The following is a 20,388-nucleotide window of genomic DNA, read 5'->3' as shown; positions in this document are numbered from 1 at the left end:
TCCTGCCCGGCTCGTGTTTTATTTTACAATCTGTCCATACAGGTCAAAGTCTTCCGCACGGTCAATCTTCACTTGCACAAAGCTACCTGGAGCAGCATAGTGCGAAGCCGCATCAATAAGCACTTCATTATCAACCTCCGGAGAGTCAAACTCTGTACGACCAATAAAGAAATCACCTTCTTTACGGTCTACAAGTACCTTGTAGGTGTTGCCAACTTTCTCCTGATTGATCTCAAAAGAAATACCCTGTTGCAGTTCCATGATAGCATCAACACGCTCCTGTTTTACTTCTTCAGGTACGTCGTCTACCAGATTATGTGCATGGGTTTTCTCCTCGTGAGAGTAGGTAAAGCAGCCAAGCCTGTCAAAACGGGTATCTTCAACCCAGTTCAACATCTCTTCAAAGTCTTGTTCCGTCTCACCAGGGTAGCCGGTGATCAGGGTTGTACGCATTGCAATTCCCGGTACTTTGTCCCGAATCTGATTAACAATGTCTATAGTCTTTTGTTTCGTAATACCACGGCGCATAGATTTAAGCATACGGTCTGTAATATGCTGTAACGGCATATCCAGATACTTGCAAATATTCTCGCGTTCATTCATAGCATCCAGGATCTCCATTGGGAAACCGGAAGGGTAAGCATACTGTAACCTGATCCACTCAATTCCGGGTACATCAGACAGTCGTCTCAACAACTCGTCAAGATTACGTTTGCCATAAATGTCCAGTCCGTAATATGTCAGATCCTGAGCAATCAGGATTAACTCTTTGGTCCCATTTGCAGCAAGCACTTTCGCCTCATTCACCAGCTCCTGCATATCCCTGGAAACGTGTTTACCACGCATCAGCGGGATGGCACAGAATGAACAGGGACGGTTGCAACCTTCAGCGATTTTGAAATATGCAAAATGCGACGGTGTAGTCAACAAACGCTCGCCGATCAGCTCGTGTTTATAATTCGCACCAAGGGAGTGCAGAATGTTATTCAGGTCGTTCGTACCGAAGAAAGCGTCAACATTAGTGATCTCAGATTCAAGTTCAGGCTTGTAGCGCTCAGATAAACATCCGGTCACAATCACCTTGCCTACTTTACCTTCATCTTTCAGTTGACTATATTGAAGAATCGTATCAATAGATTCTTGTTTTGCATTATCAATGAAGCCACAGGTGTTAATAACAATGATATCATCTTTATTTACCTGATCCGCTTCGTGTACAACCTCCATTTGGTTACCACGTAACTGGCCCATCAACACCTCAGAATCGTAGATGTTCTTGGAGCAGCCTAAAGTAATCACGTTCACTTTAGGTTTTTTAACAGGCTTAATGGAGGGGATAATTTTAGTGTTCATGTGTTGTTTCCTTGCAAAAATGCAGACTAGCTAAACAAGCTGTCCACAAAAGCTTTTTTATCAAATAGTTGAAGGTCGTTCATCCCTTCACCTACGCCGATGTATTTCACCGGGATTTTAAATTGATCAGAGATACCGATCACCACGCCGCCTTTTGCAGTACCATCAAGTTTGGTAATGGCAAGTGCGTTAACGTCGGTTGCTTCGGTAAACTGTTTACATTGTTCAAAGGCATTCTGGCCGGTAGAGCCGTCAAGTACAAGCAGGATCTCATGTGGTGCATTCGGCACAACCTTCTGCATTACATTTTTGATCTTACCGAGTTCGTTCATCAAACCAACCTTGTTGTGTAATCGTCCGGCAGTGTCAATAATGACCACATCTTCCTGGTTGGCAACAGCAGATTGTAAAGTATCGTAAGCCACAGAAGCAGGGTCGGAGCCCATGGCTTGTGCAACCACACGAACGCCTACACGCTCACCCCAAAGTTTAATTTGCTCTACTGCAGCTGCACGGAAAGTATCCGCCGCACCCAGTACAACCTTCAGGTTTTCTGCTTTAAGCTTATGGGCCAGCTTGCCGATCGTGGTGGTTTTACCCACGCCGTTCACACCAACCACCATAATTACATAGGGCTTGTGCTGTCCATACTCGAAGTTGCGGAAATCATTACTATTGTTCTCTGCCAGCAGGAGTTGGATCTCGTCGCGTAGCAGGCCATTAAGTTCAGAGGTCGACAAATACTTATCTCTCGCCACCCGTGCCTGGATGCGTTCAATAACCTTCAACGTTGTGGTTACCCCAACATCAGAGGTCACCAAAACTTCTTCCAGGTTGTCTAATACATCGTCGTCAACGGTAGATTTTCCGGCAACAGCTTTAGTGATTTTACTCAAAAAGCCCTCTTTGGTTTTTTCTAACCCTTTGTCCAGCGCGACCTTAGCCTCTGGAGCGGCTTCTTTTTTCTTAAAAAAATCGAATAGACCCATATGAACTTATACGAAAATAAAAAAGCCCTCCCGGTTAAAAGGGACGGCTTTAATATGATTAAATATTAAAATTACTTGCCTGCTTGAGGAGTAATAGCATCTTTAACGTGATCGTTGTGAACGATGATTTCTTTGAAAGAATATGCACCTGTCACAGGTGATTTAGTCATCGTGATAACTTTTGAATATTCTTTACCTTTACCCGTTTTAAGGGTTGCAACTACCTTTTTTGCCATGATCTAATAGATTGTATTAATTTAATACCGATGTATTACTTAATTTCTTTGTGTACTGTAACTTTTTTCAAAACAGGGTTGAATTTTTTCAACTCTAAACGCTCTGTAGTGTTCTTACGGTTTTTGGTAGAAATATATCTAGACATACCCGGCATGCCACTAGTCTTATGTTCAGTACATTCTAGAATAACTTGTACTCTGTTACCTTTCTTTGCCATTTTTTTATTATTAAAGCCGGATTACCCAGCTAATGTTATTACAAATATCCTTTTTTCATGAAACGGTTGATCGCTTCATTAATACCAATTTTATTGATGGTTTTGATAGCTGAAGTAGATACCTTCAATGTTATCCAACGATCCTCTTCAGGAATATAAAATTTCTGAAGTTGTAAGTTGGGATAAAACTTACGTTTAGTTTTAACGTTCGAGTGAGAAACGTTAAAACCACTCATTGCCATCTTTCCGGTTAAATCACAAACTCTTGACATGCCTTTAAATATAGTGTTAAATATAAGTCGCTTAATTCTTTTAAGAGTGTGCAAATATCATAAAAATAAATTTGAATGGCAATAGGGTGCGCAATTATTTTTTATAATTCACGTCAAGGTTCCATTTTGCTGGTTCGGTAAGTCTAAACTCCACAAACTCAGTCCCTGAATACATCAGCAACCTTAAAGGAAAACTCAGCTCCCTAAGCGTATAAACGTTCTGTGTGCCTGATTTCTTGTCTACTTTGATGTCGCCATATTTACCCTCTACAATGTCGATCCGGTCGAATACAGGACCTGTGGCGTTTTGTTTATCTGCAGATTTTGTATTACCCGTAACGTTCGCAGCGGTGATATTATTGTTTTGTAGGTCGGTGACTTTCTCCCCGATCGTGATCACCAGGCCGCTTCCTTTCTTCTTGCCCTTTCTAATTTCGACACCTTTAATGCCTGGCGACTTCTTAATCAAAGTATAACCAGTACTATCTGCATTTTCCTGTGTTTGCATTGCAGATACCGGCAGGGGAGAGCCCGCGCTATAAACCAGGCTTGCAAATACCATGGAAAAAAACGTTGATCTAATATCTTTCATCGTGCTATAATCTAGAAATGTAAAGCACAATATATATAATTCCTTGTTTTTAAACTAAACAACAAGCATCCGAATTTTCATTTCGAATATGTAAATTTGGAATAGACCTACTAGAATTTAAATATGATGCAAATTAAAACCTTTGAAGAGTACCAGCAAACCTATAAACACAGTGTGGAACAACCTGAGGAATTCTGGGCTGGCATAGCCGATAATTTCCTTTGGAAGAAGAAGTGGGACAAGGTCCTGTCATGGAACTTTTCCGAACCTAACATCAAGTGGTTTGAAGGTGGAAAACTCAACATCACCGAAAACTGCCTCGACAGGCATCTTGCAGAAAATGGCGATAAGCCCGCCATCATCTGGGAACCCAACGATCCTGATCGAGACGCCATCACCATTACCTACAACATCCTGCATGTACAGGTTTGCCGCTTTGCCAATGTACTAAAGAAGAACGGCGTAAAAAAAGGCGATCGTATATGTATATATATGCCGATGGTACCTGAGCTTGCCGTAGCCGTGCTGGCCTGTGCACGTATCGGTGCGGTGCATTCTGTAATTTTTGGCGGTTTCTCCGCCCAGTCGATCGCCGACAGGATCAACGACGCCAAATGCAAACTGGTGATCACTGCCGATGGGTCTTTCCGTGGCAATAAGCAAATCCAACTTAAAGAGGTTATTGACGATGCGCTGATCGGATGCCCTACAGTAGAGAAGGTGATCGTATTAACCAATACCCGCACCCCGGTTTCCATGATCAAAGGCCGCGACATTTGGTGGGAAGATGAAGTTAAACTTGTTGACGCCAACTGTCCGGCAGAGGAGATGGATGCGGAAGATATGCTCTTCATCCTTTACACCTCCGGATCTACCGGGAAGCCAAAAGGTGTGGTACATACCGTAGGTGGTTACATGGTGTACGCAGGTTATACTTTCGCCAATGTGTTCAATTATCAGCCTGATGAAGTATTCTTCTGTACTGCAGATATCGGCTGGATCACAGGTCACTCGTACATCGTTTACGGACCGCTGTCGCAGGGCGCAACAACCCTGATGTTTGAAGGTATCCCAACATACCCGGATGCATCCAGATTGTGGCAGATCGTAGAAAAGCATAAAGTGAACATCCTATATACAGCACCGACGGCCATCCGTTCCTTAATGAGTTTTGGCAAGGAGCCGATTGAAGGCAATGACCTGAGCAGCCTTCGTGTACTTGGTTCTGTTGGCGAACCAATCAATGAGGAGGCATGGCACTGGTATGATGAAGAGATCGGAAAAGGAAACTGTCCGATCGTAGATACCTGGTGGCAGACCGAAAATGGTGGTATCATGATCTCACCAATTGCCTTTGTGACGCCTACAAAGCCGAGTTACGCAACCCTGCCACTTCCGGGAATCCAGCCGGTATTGGTTGATGAAGCTGGAAACGAAATTGAAGGTAATGGTGTAAGTGGAAATCTCTGCATTAAATTCCCATGGCCAGGTATCCTGAGAACCACCTATGGTGATCATGAACGTTGCCGGCAGACCTATTTTTCTACCTATAAGGATATGTACTTCACCGGTGACGGTTGCCTGCGTGACCAGGATGGCTATTATAAGATCACTGGCAGGGTGGATGATGTGATCAATGTATCAGGTCACAGGATCGGTACCGCAGAGGTTGAAAACGCCATTAACATGCACTCCGGGGTGGTGGAAAGCGCTGTGGTCGGTTTCCCGCATGAAGTAAAAGGCCAAGGCATCTATGCCTTTGTGATTTTCTCCAATTCCCAACATGATGCGGATCTGAACAAACGTGATATCCTGCAAACGGTTACCCGTGTAATCGGGGCCATTGCAAAGCCAGATAAGATCCTTTTCGTATCCGGCCTGCCGAAAACCAGATCAGGGAAAATTATGCGCCGAATTTTAAGGAAAATTGCCGAAGGCGAAACAGCCAACCTCGGCGATACCTCGACGTTATTAGATCCGGCAGTTGTGGAGGAGATTGTTGAAGCTGCAGGGAAGTTAAGTTAAAACAAATCGGCCGCATCGCTGTTCTATTATCAACAAACAGAATTTTAAAACCTAATACATATCATTATGGATGAGTTAGAATTAAAAGGTAAATGGAACGAAATCAAAGGAAAAGCGAAACAAGCTTATGCTGATCTGACCGATGATGATCTAAAATACGAAGATGGTAAAGGCGATGAACTTTACGGAAGATTACAACAGAAAACCGGTAAAACCAGGGAAGAAGTTGTAGACTGGTTGAAATCGTTGTAAACTAGAATAGAAAATTAAGAGCGGTTGTACATTCATTTGTGCAGCCGCTCTTTTTTTTGTGCAAAATACAAGCAAAATTAAACCAAGGAGCACTGCAGATGGCGTTGCTTTCGTGCCCAGTTGTTTATTTCGTTAGCAAGGTGTTAACAAGGGGTTGACAGGGGGTTGACAGGGCCTTGACAAGGCTAACACCTTGTTAACGCCCCGCCAAAGCCTTGTTAACACCTGGTGATTCAAGTGCATGCCTCCGGAAAGGCCATAAAACAAAAAGAGCCCGATGTTTTCATCGGGCTCTTGCATTGAGGTTTGATCAACCTTTATAAAATGAGTGTGCTTGGTTCTTCGCCTAATATCCAAAAATCTGCTCCAGGCTAAGTTTCGTAACGGGACCAAATTTCTCCATATCCTCCAGTTTCACCTTCTTTTCCGAAGCAACGATACAGTAGTTGTATGCTTTGTTTGCAATATGTGTATTATGGAAGTCTTTGACATCGCCGAAGCTTAGTGTTTTCAAGCTGTTGTAGCTGTCCATTCTGGAGTCGTGGTCAATACCCAGCTTTTTATCGGCAAAGTAGTTGTAGATCACCGCATCCTTGGTAATGCGCTCGGTTTCTATGGAATTCAGGGCATTGCTCTTTGAACCATCGAAAGACTTGTCGATCTGCGGCAAGCTGGTTAGCAGTTCATTCATGCCTGCAACCGCATCATTCATCTTGTCTGCCTGACTACCAACATAGGCAATCATGCCATACTGTTTATCTTTATTATCCGGCGCGGAGAAGTAAGCGTTGGTCGAATAAGCCAATGCTTTCGACTCTCTGATGGTCTGGAAAACGACTGAACCCATACCGCCACCGAAGTAACTATTGAAGAGGGCAATCTTCCCGATCATGGCCGGATCATAGGGGCCTTCGTTACGGAACCAACGGATTTCAGACTGTACCATGTCGTAATCTGCAAAAAGCACCTGATTGGAGGCTGTATTGGTGTATGTGTACTTTTCTGCAGGGGCCTCAGGCGTAAAGGCAGAAGGCAGTGTATGTAACTTCGCAATGTTCTGCTCGAACTTCACCAGCGGCTGGGGGCCGTAGTAGGTTATTGCATGTTTATAGTTGAAGATGTTATGAATAATATACATCAGCTCAGCAGAGGTAATCTTGTTCACTTCTTCATTGCTAAGCACATTATTCAGGGGGTTTTTCGGTCCATATTGTGCATAGGCAACCAGGCCACCCAGAATCGCGGATTTGTTCATCTTGGTGTTCTGTCTGTTCTTCAGAATGCTCTTTTTCAACTCTTCCAGAGCCGCTTCATTTGGCTTCGAATTCAGAAAGATATGTTCCACCAGACTAACAGCCTTGTCAAAGTTTTCCTGCAGACCGCTGATGTTAATGGTTACAAGTTCATTACCCACATTCATGCTGTAACTACAAGCGATGTTGTAGAACTGCTTACTGATTTCCTCGGCGGTGTATTTATCTGTACCCAGGAAGTTCAGGTATTGTGCCGCATAGGGTAGCAACTTATAGTTGTAAGTGCCCATATCAAAGCGGTAAGACATTTTGAAGATATCATTCTCCACATTCTGAACGCTTACCACTTCTGCGATACCCGATTTACCAAAATTCAGGTCTTTCTTGTAATCCAGGAATTTAGGTGCAACAGGTTTCACCGGCATGTCGACAATGCTTTTGGTAAAGGCTGAAGTTGCATTTGCATTTGGATTGATCGGCGTAATGAGTGGTTTTTCTACTTTAGGTTGATTTTTGTCTTCACCTTTGTATTTGAAGCCAACAATATAATTTTCGCCAAAGAACTGATTTGCAAAACGTACAAGTTCCTGTTTGGAGATCTTGCCCATGGCATCTGCACGCTCCAGGGTTTTATTCCAATCGGTACCCCGGTTCATGATGAACTCATTACTTGCCGCCTCTGCACGATAGCTGTTGCTGTCAAAAGCCTGCAAGAGGCTGAGCTTAGTGTTGGCTACGGTGGCATTGATCAATGACTCGTCAAACTCACCTTTTTTAAGCAGTTCTACTTGTTCCATCAACAGTGCCTTTGCTTCCTGAAGCGTCTGTGCTGCTTTTGGCTGTACACTGAAATAGAACATGCCGTAATCTTTCATCTGCTGATAGCCAGCGGTAGATTTCAGTACCTTTTGCTGTTTGTTCAGGTTGATGTCCAGCAAACCCGCTTTGCCATTCGCGAAGATCCTGGAGATCAGGTGCAGCATCAGACTTTCCTTGCTGTGCTGTGCATAACCGCGATAGTAAAGGTCTACATTCTCTGCACTCGGTCCATAAATTTCAACTGTTTGAACCGCTGTAAGTGGTTTTTCCGGTGCCGGATTATAAAGCTCCAGCGGCTTAGCTTTCATGTATTCAAAAGCTTGGTCAATCTTTTTAACCATTTCATCCGGATTGAAATCGCCGGACATGATCACCGCCATATTATTCGGTACATAATACTTCTGGTAATATTTCCGGATCTCCAGCAGTGAAGGGTTTTTCAGGTGTTCAATAGTACCAATGGTGGTCTGCTGGCCATAGTTGTGGGTAGGGAACAACAAGCTTGACATGGCTTCATCCAGTTTATTGCCGTCACTATCCAGACTGCGGTTCTTTTCTTCGTATACCGCTTCAAGCTCGGTATGGAAAATACGCAGGATAGGATTACGGAAACGTTCTGCCTGTAAGGCTAAAAATTTGTCTGTGGCGTTAGAAGGGAAATCTTCATTGTAAACGGTTTCTTCGTACCAGGTATGGGCATTGGTCGATTGTCCGCCGATACTCATCATCATCTTATCGTATTCATTTGCGATGGAGATGTTGGACGCTTCGTTAGAGGTTTTATCGATCTCCCGGTAAATTGCTTTACGGGCAGCTGAATCTTTGGTCAGGTTGTACTTTTCATACAGTGCATCGATCTTGTCCAAATAAGGCTTCTCCTTGGCGAAATCTGTGGTTCCGAACTTGTCGGTACCTTTAAATAACATGTGCTCCAGGTAGTGTGCCAGTCCGGTGTTGGTACGCGGATCAGTGTTACTGCCCGCGCGGACTGCCATGCGGTACTCAATATTAGGCTCTTTCGTGTTTGGCGAGAGGATTACGGTGAGTCCGTTTTTAAGCGTGTAAAATCTGGTTTTAATTGGGTCGTTGGTTACATACTTAAAGGTATAGCCAGCGGAAGAAGCAGTTTTCCATTGGTACCCGCTTTGTGCCATCAGGCTTGAGCCGGTAAACAGTAGTCCTGCTAAGAGGATTATTTTATGTTTCATTAATATAAGTTATAACCAAATATAACCTCATTCCACATTAATGCTTACACATTGCATTGAATTCTTGTACTTTTGGAGCAACAATAACCATATAACCCTATTACTTTGAAAAAACAAGCCAACAGACCCAATATACTTGTTGTAAATGATGACGGAATTACCGCACCAGGCATCAAAAACCTGATTGAAGTGGCGCAGGAAATCGGAAACGTCGTGGTGGTTGCACCAGATGGACCGCAATCTGGAATGGGCCATGCCATTACCATCGGCAAACCATTGCGCTTTGATAAGGTAGACCTTTACCCGGGTGTAGAGATGTACAAGTGTTCCGGTACCCCGGTAGATTGTGTAAAGCTTGCGGTGAACAAGATCTTCAAAGGCAAAAAGCCTGATCTTTGTGTGTCGGGCATTAACCATGGATTGAACAATTCCATCAATGTGATCTATTCCGGTACCATGTCTGCAGCAGTAGAAGGTGCTATTGAGTCGATCCCTTCCATCGGTTTTTCTCTGGATGACTTTTCGCAGGAAGCTGATTTCAGCCATGCTAAGAAATTCATCAAAGTGATCTGTGAAGAAGTGTTGGCTAATGGCTTGCCGCCTGCAACCTTACTGAACGTAAATTTCCCTAAAGGTGCAGACCTGAAAGGTATTAAAGTATGTCGCCAGGCGAATGCCAAATGGGCGGAGGAGTTTGACGAGCGTAATGACCCTTATCAGCGTCCTTACTACTGGTTAACTGGTGTGTTCCAGAATTTCGACAAAGGGGAAGATACTGATGTCTGGGCGCTGGAGCATAATTATGTGTCCGTTGTTCCGGTGCAGTTTGACCTGACCGCGCATCATGCAATACCAGTACTTAATACCTGGAATTTTAATGTTTAAAGAATTTAAAGATACGGTCTGGACTGGATTTGGCATCGGTATTCTGGCACCTGGAATACTGATCGGTATCACCTGGTACATTATGCACAAGGTTTCCTTCCTTGCCAAAGCAGACCTGCTCCTAATTGGCTGTATCGCTGTGAATGCCGTGATGCTGAAGATTGTGTTCCGGCAAAACAAAGATAATTTCGGCCGTGGCCTCATCAGTGCAACCTTTCTCTGGGCCATGGCGTTCTTTTATTATAAAGTATCCAAAGCATGAAATACTACCTTGTAGCTGGTGAAGCATCCGGAGATTTACACGGCGCCAATCTTATGCGCGCGCTGACAGCGGCAGATCCGGATGCCTCATTCAGGTACTTTGGTGGTGATAAGATGCAGCAGGAGGGTGGAACGTTGGTGAAACACTATGCCGACATGGCTTTTATGGGCTTCACCGAAGTGGTGATGAACCTAAACACCATTCTTCGAAACATGAAGAGCTGCAAGCAGGATCTGCTGGAATATCAGCCAGATATCCTGATCCTGATCGATTTTCCTGGATTTAACCTGAAGATTGCGGAATTTGCAAAGAACAAGGGCATCAAAGTGTGCTACTACATTTCGCCTAAGGTGTGGGCATGGAACCAGAAGCGGGTGTTGAAGATTAAGAAGATTGTGGATAAGATGTTCTGTATCCTGCCTTTTGAAGTGGCGTTCTACAAAGGTTGGGACATGGAGATCGACTATGTCGGCAATCCACTGCTGGATGAAATTGCCCAGTTTAATCCTGATCCAGCGTTTCGGGAAAAACATCAGCTTAGCGGGAAAAAGATCATTGCACTGCTTCCTGGAAGTCGTAAGCAGGAGATCGAGCGATTGCTGCCTGTGATGCTAAGCGCAAAAAGTCAATTTCCGGACTACCAGTTCGTCATTGCTGGTGCACCCAGTTTTGCGCCCGACTATTATGCGCAGTTCAGCGGCGGACATGAGGTGGCCCTTGTATTTGGCCAAACCTATAACCTGTTACACCAGGCGCACGCCGCAATCGTGGCCTCTGGTACGGCAACGCTGGAAACGGCATTGTTCAAGGTGCCCCAAGTGGTGGTTTATAAAGGTGGTGCCATTTCGATCGCCATCGCCCGGATGGTGGTCAAGATAAAATTCATATCCCTGGTTAACTTGATCATGGATAAAAAGGTTGTTACAGAGCTCATTCAGGAAGACTGCAACCCCAAACTGTTGGCCTCCACATTGGGAGGTATCCTGGATGGTCCGGTACGTGAAAGCATGTTGTTGGATTACAAGGCACTGGCAGAAGTTATGGGTACTCCGGGCGCCTCAGAACGAACTGCAGCATTGATCCTAGATTTCCTTAAAAATCCATTGAAAGGCTAAGTAACCTGTTAGTTACGCATGATTTTTTTTGGCTTAATAGGTAATATATTTACATGTACGCAATCAATCTGCCTCCCGCATTGTCCGATTCTTTTACTTTGAAGTAAACCAAGGGTATTGCCTTGTAATATAGGTTTATAAGTGTAAATACTGCCTGATGTTGGAGGCAAAATTGCTGCGATAAATTAACAATCGAACATTCGCAAAGATAACCCTCAATGAAAAGATCTATTCAGCTCGCTTTACTGGTCATTACAGGTGCCCTAATCAGCTCTTGTGGCGGTAAAGATGAAAAGGCTGCAAAGGCCGCTGCTGCGGCAAATCAAGTTAAGGCCTACAAGGTTTTACAAATCCAACAAACAGATGCCACGCTAAATACCGATTTCCCTGCAAGTATCCAGGGTCAGCAGAACATAGAAATTCGTCCTCGCGTAGACGGCTATATCGAACAGATCTATGTGGATGAAGGTGCCGTGGTAAAAGCCGGTCAGCTCTTATTTAAGATCAACGCACCACAGTACGAACAGGAAGTACGCACCGCAACGGCTAGTATTAAAAGCGCTGAAGCTGAAGTTAGCACCGCAAAGATGGCGGTTACTAAAGTTAAACCCCTGGTGGAAAAAGACATCATCAGCAAATACGAGCTTGAATCTGCAACGTATAATTACCAGGCTGCACTGGCCACCCTGGCACAGGCACAGGCTGCACTGGCTAACGCCAGGACAAACCTTGGCTATACTGCGGTAAGAAGCCCGGTTGATGGCGTGGTAGGCTCCATTCCTTTTCGCTTAGGTAGTCTGGTTAGTGGCTCGAATGCAGAACCGCTCACAACGGTTTCCAGCATTGGAAATGTGTATGCCTATTTTGCTTTCAATGAGAAGATGCTGTTGGAATTCAACAAGGATACAAAGGGTTCTTTTGCGGAGCGAATCAAGCAATTGCCTCCAGTTTCACTGGTGCTTGCAGACGGCAGCCTTTATGAACCTAAAGGACGTATTCAGACGGTAAACGGGCTGATCAATACGGCTACTGGTTCGGTGAATGTCCGTGCAAGCTTTCCAAATCCAAATGGCCTGATCCGTAGTGGCAGCAGTGCCACGGTGCGTATCCCTACCCAGGTTAAGAATGGCATACTTGTACCACAAAGTGCAACATTTGAACTGCAGGATAAGCGTTTTGCAGCGGTAGTTGGACCCGATAGCATCACCAGGAATGTTCAGATTACGATCCGTCAGAATACCGCAGGACTTTTCTTTGTGGTGGATAAAGGCTTAAAACCGGGTGACCGGATCGTGCTGGAAGGCGTGTCAAACCTCAAGGATGGGACAAAGATCAAACCAGTAGCCGCCCCTGCGGAGAAGATTTATGCAGATCTAAATAAATAGAGAATGTTTAAGAAATTCATAGAACGCCCGGTATTATCAACGGTAATATCTGTTATCATCGTAATTCTTGGTTTATTAGGGCTCATCGCTTTACCCATCTCCCAATATCCGGATATTGCCCCACCAACCGTGCAGGTAAGTGCCAGCTATTCGGGTGCAAATGCCGATGTAGTGCTGAAGAGCGTGGTTGTTCCCCTGGAAGAGCAGATCAACGGGGTGGAAAACATGACGTATATGACGTCTTCAGCCACCAACGAAGGTACTGCGACGATCAGTATATTTTTCAAGGTGGGTACAGATCCCGATCTTGCTGCAGTAAACGTGCAGAACAGGGTTTCCCGTGCAACAAGTTTACTTCCGCAGGAGGTTACCCGCGCGGGGGTGACCGTAACCAAGAGTCAGAGCACCAACCTGCTTGTATTCTCCATTTACAGCAAGGTGCCTGCATACGACCAGACCTTTCTGCAGAACTATGCCAAGATCAACATCATTCCGCAAATTCAGCGGGTTACCGGTGTGGGCGAGGCAAGAGCCTTCGGTTCGCGGGATTATTCCATGCGCATTTGGCTGAAGCCGGATGTGATGGCCCAATATGGGCTGATTCCTGAAGATGTTTCAGCTGCGCTTGCAGAGCAAAATATTGAAGCTGCGCCAGGTAAATTCGGGGAAAGTGGTGAACAGGCATTTCAGTATGTGATCAAATACAAAGGACGTTTAACGACGGAGCAGGAGTTCCAGAACATCGTCGTTAAAGCTGCGCCAAACGGACAGCTTTTAAGGCTTAAAGACATCGCCCGTGTGGAACTGGGCTCACTGGATTATACGTCCAGTAATACCACCAACGGCTTGCCATCGGTGGGGATTGCGGTTAGTCAGACGCCGGGTTCAAACGCCCGTGATGTGATCAACGAATCTAAGAAGTTGATTGAAGCTGCTGCAAAGAACTTCCCGGCAGGGGTGGAATATACCACACTGGTGGATATCAATGAAAACCTGGATGCCTCTATTGAAAAAGTGGTACATACCCTGGTCGAAGCCTTTATCCTGGTATTCGTTGTGGTGTTCATCTTTCTTCAGGATTTCCGTTCCACGCTGATCCCGGCGATCTCTGTGCCTGTGGCCATCGTCGGAACCTTCTTCTTCCTCAACCTTTTCGGTTTTACCATCAACCTGCTGACGCTGTTTGCGCTAGTCCTTGCTATCGGGATTGTGGTCGATGATGCCATCGTGGTTGTCGAAGCGGTACATGCAAAGCTGGACCATGGGTATAAGTCGGCCAGAAGAGCCACCATTGATGCGATGGATGAAATTTCAGGTGCCATCATCTCCATCACCCTAGTGATGTCGGCCGTGTTCATACCGGTGACTTTCATTACCGGCTCTACCGGAGTTTTCTATAAGCAGTTCGGTATCACCCTGGCTGTGGCGATCATCCTTTCAGCGATCAACGCGTTAACCCTCAGTCCGGCGCTTTGTGCACTACTGCTGAAGCCACATGCCGCGGATGAAAAACATAAAAACTTTCTGGACCGCTTTTACACCGCCTTCAATGTTGGTTTTACAAGAATGACCAACCGGTATAAACGTATGGTACTTTTTCTTACGATTAAAAAGTGGATTGCTGTAGTTTCCATCCTGGTTTTTACCGGAGGATTGTATTATATGATGCAGACTACGCCGACCTCTTTTGTGCCCAAAGAAGATCTTGGAAGTTTATATGCGCACATCAGTCTGCCTCCGGCATCATCCATGGAACGAACCACCATTGTAGCCAATCAGGTGGACAGCATTGCCCATACCTTACCTGAAGTGCGCAATACCTTGCGCATTGTAGGACAAAATCACCTTGCGGGCGCAGGTAGTGCTTATAGTATGGTTATTATCAAGCTTAAACACTGGGATGACCGGAAAGGAAGTGTAGATAAGGTGATCAGTGATCTGACGGAGAAAACCCGCGGCTTCCGGGATGCATCCATCGTTTTCGTCGCACCGCCGACCATCTCCGGATTCGGGCGCAGTGGCGGTTTTGAAGTTCAACTGCAGGATCAGACAGCCCATACCACGGAAGAGTTCTTCGGCGTGAACAACAGGTTCCTGGAGGTTCTCACGAAACGCCCTGAAATACAATTTGCCACTACTTCTTTTAACCCGAACTTTCCCCAGTACATGATGAATGTAAACCTGGAGAAATGCAAGGAGGCGGGTGTAAGTGTGAGCTCCTTGCTGAGCACCATGCAAGGCTATTTTGGTGGTGTTTATGCTTCCAACTATAACCAGTTTGGTAAGCAGTACCGGGTTATGGTACAAGCGGATGCAAAGTTCCGCGCCAACCCGGAGAGTTTAAACAAGATCTTTGTTCGCACGAACAACGGGCAGATGGCGCCGATCACCACGTTTATCCGGATGGATCGTGTTTATGGTCCGGAATCTATTTCCCGCTTTAACCTTTTTAGCTCCATCGGTATTACTGGGAATCCAAATGATGGCTATAGCTCTGGTGATGCGATCAAGGCCATTCAGGAGGTTGCAGCCGAGACCCTGCCGACAGGATATGGTTATGATTTCTCCGGTTTGACCCGGGAAGAACTGCTTTCCGGCGGGCAGACCGTTTTCATATTTATCCTTTGTCTGGTATTCGTTTACTTCCTGTTGAGTGGACAGTATGAAAGTTATATCCTGCCTTTTGCCGTGATTCTTTCCCTGCCATTCGGACTTGCCGGGGCATATTTCTTCTCGATCATCTTTGGTTTGAACAGCAATATTTATCTGCAGATCTCTTTGATCATGCTGATCGGTTTGCTGGCGAAGAACGGTATCTTGATTGTAGAATTTGCCTTGGAAAGAAGGCGTAATGGTTTGCCGATCGTGAAATCGGCAATTGAAGGTGCTGTAGCTCGTTTCAGGCCCATCTTAATGACCTCTTTTGCTTTCATCTTTGGTTTACTGCCCTTAATGTTCTCCAGTGGAGCAGGTGCAGTGGGTAACAGGTCTATAGGCACAGGTGCAGTTGGCGGTATGCTCATTGGAACGGTGCTCGGTGTATTCATCATTCCGGTACTATTCGTGATCTTCCAGACGCTGCAGGAGCGGATCAGTGGTCCGGCCAAAAACCACTATGAAGAAGACGATGAACTTGAAACGGATCGGACAACCTAATACATAACGGAAGCTTTTGTTTAAAGAAGAAATGAATAAAATAAGATATCGCGGTTATAAAAAAGGAGTGTTCGCTGCAGCAGCGGTGCTTACCTTATTTAGCGCCTGCAAGGTTAGCCAGACCTATGAGCGTCCTGATCTGATCAAGGATGGCCTATACAGAAATCAGCAGGGTACAGACAGCTTGAATATGGCGACACGAACCTGGCAAAGCATGTTTAATGATCCTGTGCTAAAAGGTTTCATTCAGGAGGGCTTGCAAAATAATCTGGATCTTAAAAATGCGATCGAGAATATCGTTCAGGCGGAAGCGATCCTGCGGCAACGTCGCTTGGCCTTATTGCCTACGCTGGATGCCAATGCGAGCGTCACGGAGACAAAGACTTCCGAAGCCAGTTTGAACTTTCGCAATGGTGTGAATATCCGGACCATGACCACTACCCACAGGCTGCAGCTCAGTACTTCCTGGGAGGCAGACATCTGGGGAAAACTGAGCAGCGCAAAACGTGCCGCATTAAATAGCTACCTGCAGAGTGATGCAGCCAGACGTGCTGTGCAAACGCAACTCATTGCTGATCTTGCAAATACCTACTATATGTTGGTGGCGCTGGATAGACAGCTTGAGATTACCGAACTCACCCTGAAGAAACGTATCGAGAGTGTGGAAACGCTGCGGGAACTGAAGGAGGGCGCCGTAGTTACCGGTGCTGCGGTTGTACAGGCCGAAGCAAACCGCTATGCAGCTGAGGTGACCATTCCCGACCTTAAATTGAATATCCGGCAGACAGAGAACGCACTATCCGTGCTGCTTGGCAGGGCGCCTGGGACGATAAAACGCAACAAGCTTTCAGACCAGCAGCCTTTCAGCAATATCAGCATTGGTTTACCGGCACAGTTGCTGCAGAACCGGCCTGATGTGCAGGCTGCGGAATATGCCTTGCGTGCTTCGCTGGAAGATGTTAATGTGGCAAGATCATTCTTCTATCCCGCCTTAACACTTACCGCTTCAGGTGGATTCTCAAACCTCAGCTTGCAGGATTTCTTTAAAAATTCTCTTTTTTACAATGTCGTAGGTGGCCTTACACAGCCCATCTTTGCACAAGGGGCGAACAAAGCGCGCTTAACCCGCGCCCAGTCCATACAGGCACAGTCATTAAATAATTTCCAATTTGCGTTGCTTAATGCAGGGCAGGAAGTTTCAAACGCTTTATACGCCTATCAGGCGGCAGGAGAAAAGGAGCTTTCCAGAATTCGTCAGATTGAAGCCCTGCAAAAGTCTGTTTCTTTCACCGAAGAGCTGTTACGTTATAGTTCTGCGACCAATTACACGGATGTGCTGACTTCAGAGCAGGCGCTGCTCCAGGCGGAGCTAAGTGGTGTAAGTGACCGCCTGCAGAAACTACAGGCGGTTGTGGATTTGTATCGTGCTTTGGGAGGCGGCTGGCAGTAATTATTTGCCTGCCTTGATCCAGGTTGAAAGATCATTGATGAAGGTTTCCGCAACGTTAGCCGGATTCTTGTACTGATCGGCGGTCCCTTTCTCGGTTTGTGGCGTCAGCAGGTGGTTCAGCTCAGGATAGAACTTCAGATTAACATTAGATTTCTTAGCTAAAGCAGTGCTCCAAAGCTTATAATCTGCTTCAGACACCTGGAAGTCCATGCCGCCCTGGATGATCATGATCCGCTGAGAGAGCTTCTTCGCGGTTGCGACCTGATCATAGGTGTTCAGATCAACCCAGTAAGATGCTGGTAAACTCAGGATCAGTGAGTCAGGTTTGATGTTGCCCAGTTTGTTCAGTCGGGTAGTCTCAATCATGGCAAGGCCTTTATCGAACCTTTCCTTTGTGGCTTGCGTGGTGTCATTTGCAAGACCGAACATGTATTTGTTCTGATCGATGATCAGATCTGTAAACTTCCTAGCCGGTGCTGCAGCGAGGATGATGCCTTTAAGGTCCGGTGCCAGCGTTGCGATACGCGGCGCAAGCATACCACCAAGGCTTAGGCCGAAGACATAGATCTGCTTTTTATTAATTTCGGGGATGGTCTTAGACAAGTTAATTGCGGCAAGGACATCATTGGTTACTTCTTCTTTTACGGTGAATGCACCAGTATATTCCTGTGGAAAAACCAAAGTGCGCTTCACGTAGCGGATGCTGGCAATGCCTTTAGCTGCAAGGCCAAGCGCAATATCTTTAAAGGGTTTTACTGCGCCGACACTCTGGTCCATGTCGCCGGGGCCTGAGCCATGCACCAGGATCACCACCGGGAAGTTGCTGCCGGTTTTAGGTGTGGTAAGCATGCCAACCAGGTCATTTTTAGTTCCTTTGATTTTAACTTCTGTTTGTTTGATGTTTGCAGTGTCTGCATATGCAGGCAAGGTGTATGCCGTAGCGGCTGCTTTAGGCTGCAGGTAGAAGCCGACCATCTTTTCAGCCTTGTTAAAAGCGAGGACAAAGCGCTGGGTATCTTTTTCGAATTTGCCTTCTACGACAACAACAAAGAACTCGCCTTCGGTTTTACTTTGAATGATCTCTGCAGATTCGTACTTGCCCATTTGGGCGTTTAGCTTTTCCCACAACCCTTGCAGGTGTTCAGCTTTCACTTGTGCCTGCAAGCTAGGGTCGAAAAAGGTTGTTGCAGCTTCGAACTTGCCAGCAGTTAAAGTATCAAAAAAGTCTCCCGAGCGGTTCATCAAAGCAACTACGCCTTGAGCGAAGGCAGCGAATGTAAACAGCAGGAGGGTAAACATTAAAATTAATTTCTTCATGTATGCTTATTGGTATTAGGTTAGTAACTAACCAAAGTTAACATAATTTGAATTCCACGATTATTAATTTCAACTTTGCCCAACAAATGGCCGCCATCAAAAAACTCCCTTCACCGATAACCATCCTGATGTTGGTTATCATCATCGCTGCTACAGCAACCTGGTTAATTCCAGCAGGAAAATATCATACCCTATCTTACCAGGAGGGCTCGACGAGCTTTACGTATAGCAGTCCGGAAGGGGAGCAGCCTTTGCCGCTTACGCAGGAAACGCTGAACGCGATGGAGATTAAGATTTCGCTCGACAAGTTCAAAGATGGCAGCATCCGTAAGCCAGTGTCTATACCTGGTACTTATGAGCGGATTGAGGCGAATAGGGAAGGCCCCGTAGAAATCTTAACGGCACCCATAAAAGGTATCTACGATACCATAGACATTATACTTTTCATTTTGGTTACCGGAGGCTTTATCAGCGTATTTTACGCTACAGGGGCTATGGAAGCCGGGCTGCGAAATCTCTCTGCAAGGATGCATGGACGCGAAGCCTGGTTGATCGTCATTCTTGGATTTCTGTTCTCCTTTGGAGGTGCCTCCTTCGGAATGGCGGAGGAAGCACTCGCGTTCTATCCCATCATGGTGCCTTTGTTTTTAGCTGCAGGTTACGACTTGCTGGTTCCGGTAGCTGTTTTATTTGGAGGTACGCAGCTGGGAACATTATCTTCTTTCAGCAATCCATTTTCGACGATTATCGCTTCGAATGCGGCAGGCATCAACTGGACCGACGGGATCTACGGCAGGCTTGCCATGTTCGTTTTTTCTACAGGATTGTTCATCTGGTATGTGGTGCGGTATGCACAGCGGGTGAAGCTTAACCCACAAGCATCCTATGTTTTTCAATGTGATGGCTTGGTGCAGAGCCCCTTTGCAACGATGAAAGTTGAAGAGGAGGAACAAAGCAAGGCTAGCGGTAAAACCAACTTGCTGCTGCTGATCTTCCTTAGTACTTTTCTGGTGTTGATTGCCGGTGTGGTGTTATTCAACTGGTGGCTTCCAGAGATGTCGGCCTTGTTTCTGGCTTCATCTATTCTGGTGGCGGTGATCACCCGTATGGGCGAGAAGAAGTTCATCAGCCTTTTTATAAAAGGTGCCGAGGAACTGCTTTCTGTCGCCTTTATTATCGGAACCGCGAGAGGCGTGACCATCATGCTGAATGAAGGGAATATCAGCGACAGTATTCTATACTACGCTGCCAACATGGTGGATCAACTGCCGCCGTCTTTGTTTATCGTGATCATGCTTTTTGTTTACATGATCTTCACGCTTTTTATTGCGAGCACTTCCGGCATGGCGGTTGTGACCATGCCGATTATGGGCTCTTTAGCCGTGATCGCTGGGGTGCCAGGTCGCGAGATTGTGAACAGCTATCTTTTCGGCATGGGTATCATGGGCATGGTTACACCAACAGGCTTGTTGCTGCCATCACTGGCGCTGGTAAACGTGAGTCCCAAAGCCTGGTGGAAGTTTATACGTCCGCTGCTGCTGATGTTGCTGCTGCTGTGTATCGTCTTCCTCATTGTTAGTGTGAACTTTAGCTAACGCAGC

At 45.9% G+C, this 20,388-nt stretch carries 17 protein-coding genes; 9 read left to right on the top strand and 8 right to left on the bottom strand.

The window, feature by feature from the left end; genetic code table 11:
- Positions 1 to 18 precede the first annotated feature (18 nt).
- The 6 genes from rimO to ACTHQF_RS14840 form a co-directional block, all read right to left on the bottom strand.
- A complete protein-coding gene (gene rimO, locus ACTHQF_RS14865) occupies positions 19 to 1,353 on the bottom strand; it encodes a 30S ribosomal protein S12 methylthiotransferase RimO (protein ID WP_440431335.1) in 1,335 nt (444 codons plus the stop codon).
- Positions 1,354 to 1,379: 26 nt separating this feature from the next.
- On the bottom strand, positions 1,380 to 2,342 hold the full coding sequence (gene ftsY, locus ACTHQF_RS14860) for a signal recognition particle-docking protein FtsY (protein WP_440431333.1): 963 nt from the start codon (positions 2,340 to 2,342) through the stop codon (positions 1,380 to 1,382).
- Between the two features lie 71 nt (positions 2,343 to 2,413).
- The gene (locus ACTHQF_RS14855) at positions 2,414 to 2,578 is read right to left on the bottom strand and encodes a DUF4295 domain-containing protein (protein WP_188624814.1); all 165 of its coding nucleotides are present in this window, start codon (positions 2,576 to 2,578) and stop codon (positions 2,414 to 2,416) included.
- A 35-nt stretch (positions 2,579 to 2,613) separates the two neighbouring features.
- Positions 2,614 to 2,796: a 50S ribosomal protein L33 gene (gene rpmG, locus ACTHQF_RS14850; RefSeq protein WP_008242799.1), complete on the bottom strand. Its 183-nt coding sequence runs from the start codon at positions 2,794 to 2,796 to the stop codon at positions 2,614 to 2,616.
- A 38-nt stretch (positions 2,797 to 2,834) separates the two neighbouring features.
- Positions 2,835 to 3,068: a 50S ribosomal protein L28 gene (gene rpmB / locus ACTHQF_RS14845; protein ID WP_440431330.1), complete on the bottom strand. Its 234-nt coding sequence runs from the start codon at positions 3,066 to 3,068 to the stop codon at positions 2,835 to 2,837.
- Positions 3,069 to 3,162: 94 nt separating this feature from the next.
- Positions 3,163 to 3,660, bottom strand: coding sequence for a hypothetical protein (locus tag ACTHQF_RS14840; RefSeq protein WP_440431328.1), 498 nt, complete (start codon positions 3,658 to 3,660; stop codon positions 3,163 to 3,165).
- Between the two features lie 126 nt (positions 3,661 to 3,786).
- Between ACTHQF_RS14840 and acs the strand changes: the two genes are divergently transcribed.
- Both acs and ACTHQF_RS14830 read left to right on the top strand, forming a co-directional pair.
- Positions 3,787 to 5,685 carry an acetate--CoA ligase gene (acs, locus tag ACTHQF_RS14835; protein WP_440431406.1) on the top strand — a complete coding sequence of 633 codons (1,899 nt, stop codon included), beginning with the start codon at positions 3,787 to 3,789 and terminating at the stop codon, positions 5,683 to 5,685.
- Positions 5,686 to 5,751: 66 nt separating this feature from the next.
- Entirely contained in the window at positions 5,752 to 5,937 is a 186-nt protein-coding gene (locus ACTHQF_RS14830) for a CsbD family protein (RefSeq protein WP_440431326.1), read from the top strand.
- Positions 5,938 to 6,283: 346 nt separating this feature from the next.
- Here ACTHQF_RS14830 and ACTHQF_RS14825 read toward each other — a convergent pair whose 3' ends face one another.
- Positions 6,284 to 9,217, bottom strand: coding sequence for a M16 family metallopeptidase (locus ACTHQF_RS14825; RefSeq protein ID WP_440431325.1), 2,934 nt, complete (start codon positions 9,215 to 9,217; stop codon positions 6,284 to 6,286).
- A 105-nt stretch (positions 9,218 to 9,322) separates the two neighbouring features.
- On the opposite strand from ACTHQF_RS14825, the gene surE reads away from it, so the two are divergent.
- The 6 genes from surE to ACTHQF_RS14795 all read left to right on the top strand — a co-directional run bounded on the left by surE (position 9,323) and on the right by ACTHQF_RS14795 (position 17,470).
- Positions 9,323 to 10,102 carry a 5'/3'-nucleotidase SurE gene (gene surE / locus ACTHQF_RS14820; RefSeq protein WP_440431323.1) on the top strand — a complete coding sequence of 260 codons (780 nt, stop codon included), beginning with the start codon at positions 9,323 to 9,325 and terminating at the stop codon, positions 10,100 to 10,102.
- Complete coding sequence (locus ACTHQF_RS14815; protein ID WP_440431322.1) at positions 10,095 to 10,364, top strand: stationary phase survival protein SurE; 270 nt, start codon at positions 10,095 to 10,097, stop codon at positions 10,362 to 10,364. Before surE ends, ACTHQF_RS14815 begins: the two co-directional genes overlap by 8 nt.
- Positions 10,361 to 11,479, top strand: coding sequence for a lipid-A-disaccharide synthase (gene lpxB / locus ACTHQF_RS14810; RefSeq protein ID WP_440431320.1), 1,119 nt, complete (start codon positions 10,361 to 10,363; stop codon positions 11,477 to 11,479). The genes ACTHQF_RS14815 and lpxB overlap by 4 nt, the downstream gene beginning before the upstream one ends.
- Before the next feature lie 218 nt (positions 11,480 to 11,697).
- The gene (locus ACTHQF_RS14805; RefSeq protein WP_440431318.1) at positions 11,698 to 12,864 is read left to right on the top strand and encodes an efflux RND transporter periplasmic adaptor subunit; all 1,167 of its coding nucleotides are present in this window, start codon (positions 11,698 to 11,700) and stop codon (positions 12,862 to 12,864) included.
- A 3-nt stretch (positions 12,865 to 12,867) separates the two neighbouring features.
- The gene (locus ACTHQF_RS14800; protein WP_440431316.1) at positions 12,868 to 16,020 is read left to right on the top strand and encodes an efflux RND transporter permease subunit; all 3,153 of its coding nucleotides are present in this window, start codon (positions 12,868 to 12,870) and stop codon (positions 16,018 to 16,020) included.
- Between the two features lie 31 nt (positions 16,021 to 16,051).
- Positions 16,052 to 17,470: an efflux transporter outer membrane subunit gene (locus tag ACTHQF_RS14795; protein WP_440431314.1), complete on the top strand. Its 1,419-nt coding sequence runs from the start codon at positions 16,052 to 16,054 to the stop codon at positions 17,468 to 17,470.
- Here ACTHQF_RS14795 and ACTHQF_RS14790 read toward each other — a convergent pair whose 3' ends face one another.
- Entirely contained in the window at positions 17,471 to 18,787 is a 1,317-nt protein-coding gene (locus tag ACTHQF_RS14790; RefSeq protein ID WP_440431312.1) for an alpha/beta hydrolase, read from the bottom strand.
- A gap of 47 nt (positions 18,788 to 18,834) precedes the next feature.
- Between ACTHQF_RS14790 and ACTHQF_RS14785 the strand changes: the two genes are divergently transcribed.
- Positions 18,835 to 20,382, top strand: coding sequence for a YfcC family protein (locus ACTHQF_RS14785; protein ID WP_440431310.1), 1,548 nt, complete (start codon positions 18,835 to 18,837; stop codon positions 20,380 to 20,382).
- Positions 20,383 to 20,388: the final 6 nt, after the last annotated feature.

It is taken from the genome of Pedobacter sp. SAFR-022 (genome assembly GCF_051965375.1).
Lineage (GTDB): Bacteria > Bacteroidota > Bacteroidia > Sphingobacteriales > Sphingobacteriaceae > Pedobacter.
This window is presented reverse-complemented; position numbering and strand designations above follow the sequence as displayed.

Excerpts from the sequence above, each read along its gene's own strand:
- rimO (WP_440431335.1), bottom strand. The coding sequence starts at position 1,353 with ATGAACACTAAAATTATCCCCTCCATTAAGCCTGTTAAAAAACCTAAA.
- ftsY (WP_440431333.1), bottom strand. The coding sequence starts at position 2,342 with ATGGGTCTATTCGATTTTTTTAAGAAAAAAGAAGCCGCTCCAGAGGCT.
- ACTHQF_RS14855 (WP_188624814.1), bottom strand. The coding sequence starts at position 2,578 with ATGGCAAAAAAGGTAGTTGCAACCCTTAAAACGGGTAAAGGTAAAGAA.
- rpmG (WP_008242799.1), bottom strand. The coding sequence starts at position 2,796 with ATGGCAAAGAAAGGTAACAGAGTACAAGTTATTCTAGAATGTACTGAA.
- rpmB (WP_440431330.1), bottom strand. The coding sequence starts at position 3,068 with ATGTCAAGAGTTTGTGATTTAACCGGAAAGATGGCAATGAGTGGTTTT.
- ACTHQF_RS14840 (WP_440431328.1), bottom strand. The coding sequence starts at position 3,660 with ATGAAAGATATTAGATCAACGTTTTTTTCCATGGTATTTGCAAGCCTG.
- acs (WP_440431406.1), top strand. The coding sequence starts at position 3,787 with ATGCAAATTAAAACCTTTGAAGAGTACCAGCAAACCTATAAACACAGT.
- ACTHQF_RS14830 (WP_440431326.1), top strand. The coding sequence starts at position 5,752 with ATGGATGAGTTAGAATTAAAAGGTAAATGGAACGAAATCAAAGGAAAA.
- ACTHQF_RS14825 (WP_440431325.1), bottom strand. The coding sequence starts at position 9,217 with ATGAAACATAAAATAATCCTCTTAGCAGGACTACTGTTTACCGGCTCA.
- ACTHQF_RS14815 (WP_440431322.1), top strand. The coding sequence starts at position 10,095 with ATGTTTAAAGAATTTAAAGATACGGTCTGGACTGGATTTGGCATCGGT.
- lpxB (WP_440431320.1), top strand. The coding sequence starts at position 10,361 with ATGAAATACTACCTTGTAGCTGGTGAAGCATCCGGAGATTTACACGGC.
- ACTHQF_RS14805 (WP_440431318.1), top strand. The coding sequence starts at position 11,698 with ATGAAAAGATCTATTCAGCTCGCTTTACTGGTCATTACAGGTGCCCTA.
- ACTHQF_RS14800 (WP_440431316.1), top strand. The coding sequence starts at position 12,868 with ATGTTTAAGAAATTCATAGAACGCCCGGTATTATCAACGGTAATATCT.
- ACTHQF_RS14795 (WP_440431314.1), top strand. The coding sequence starts at position 16,052 with ATGAATAAAATAAGATATCGCGGTTATAAAAAAGGAGTGTTCGCTGCA.
- ACTHQF_RS14790 (WP_440431312.1), bottom strand. The coding sequence starts at position 18,787 with ATGAAGAAATTAATTTTAATGTTTACCCTCCTGCTGTTTACATTCGCT.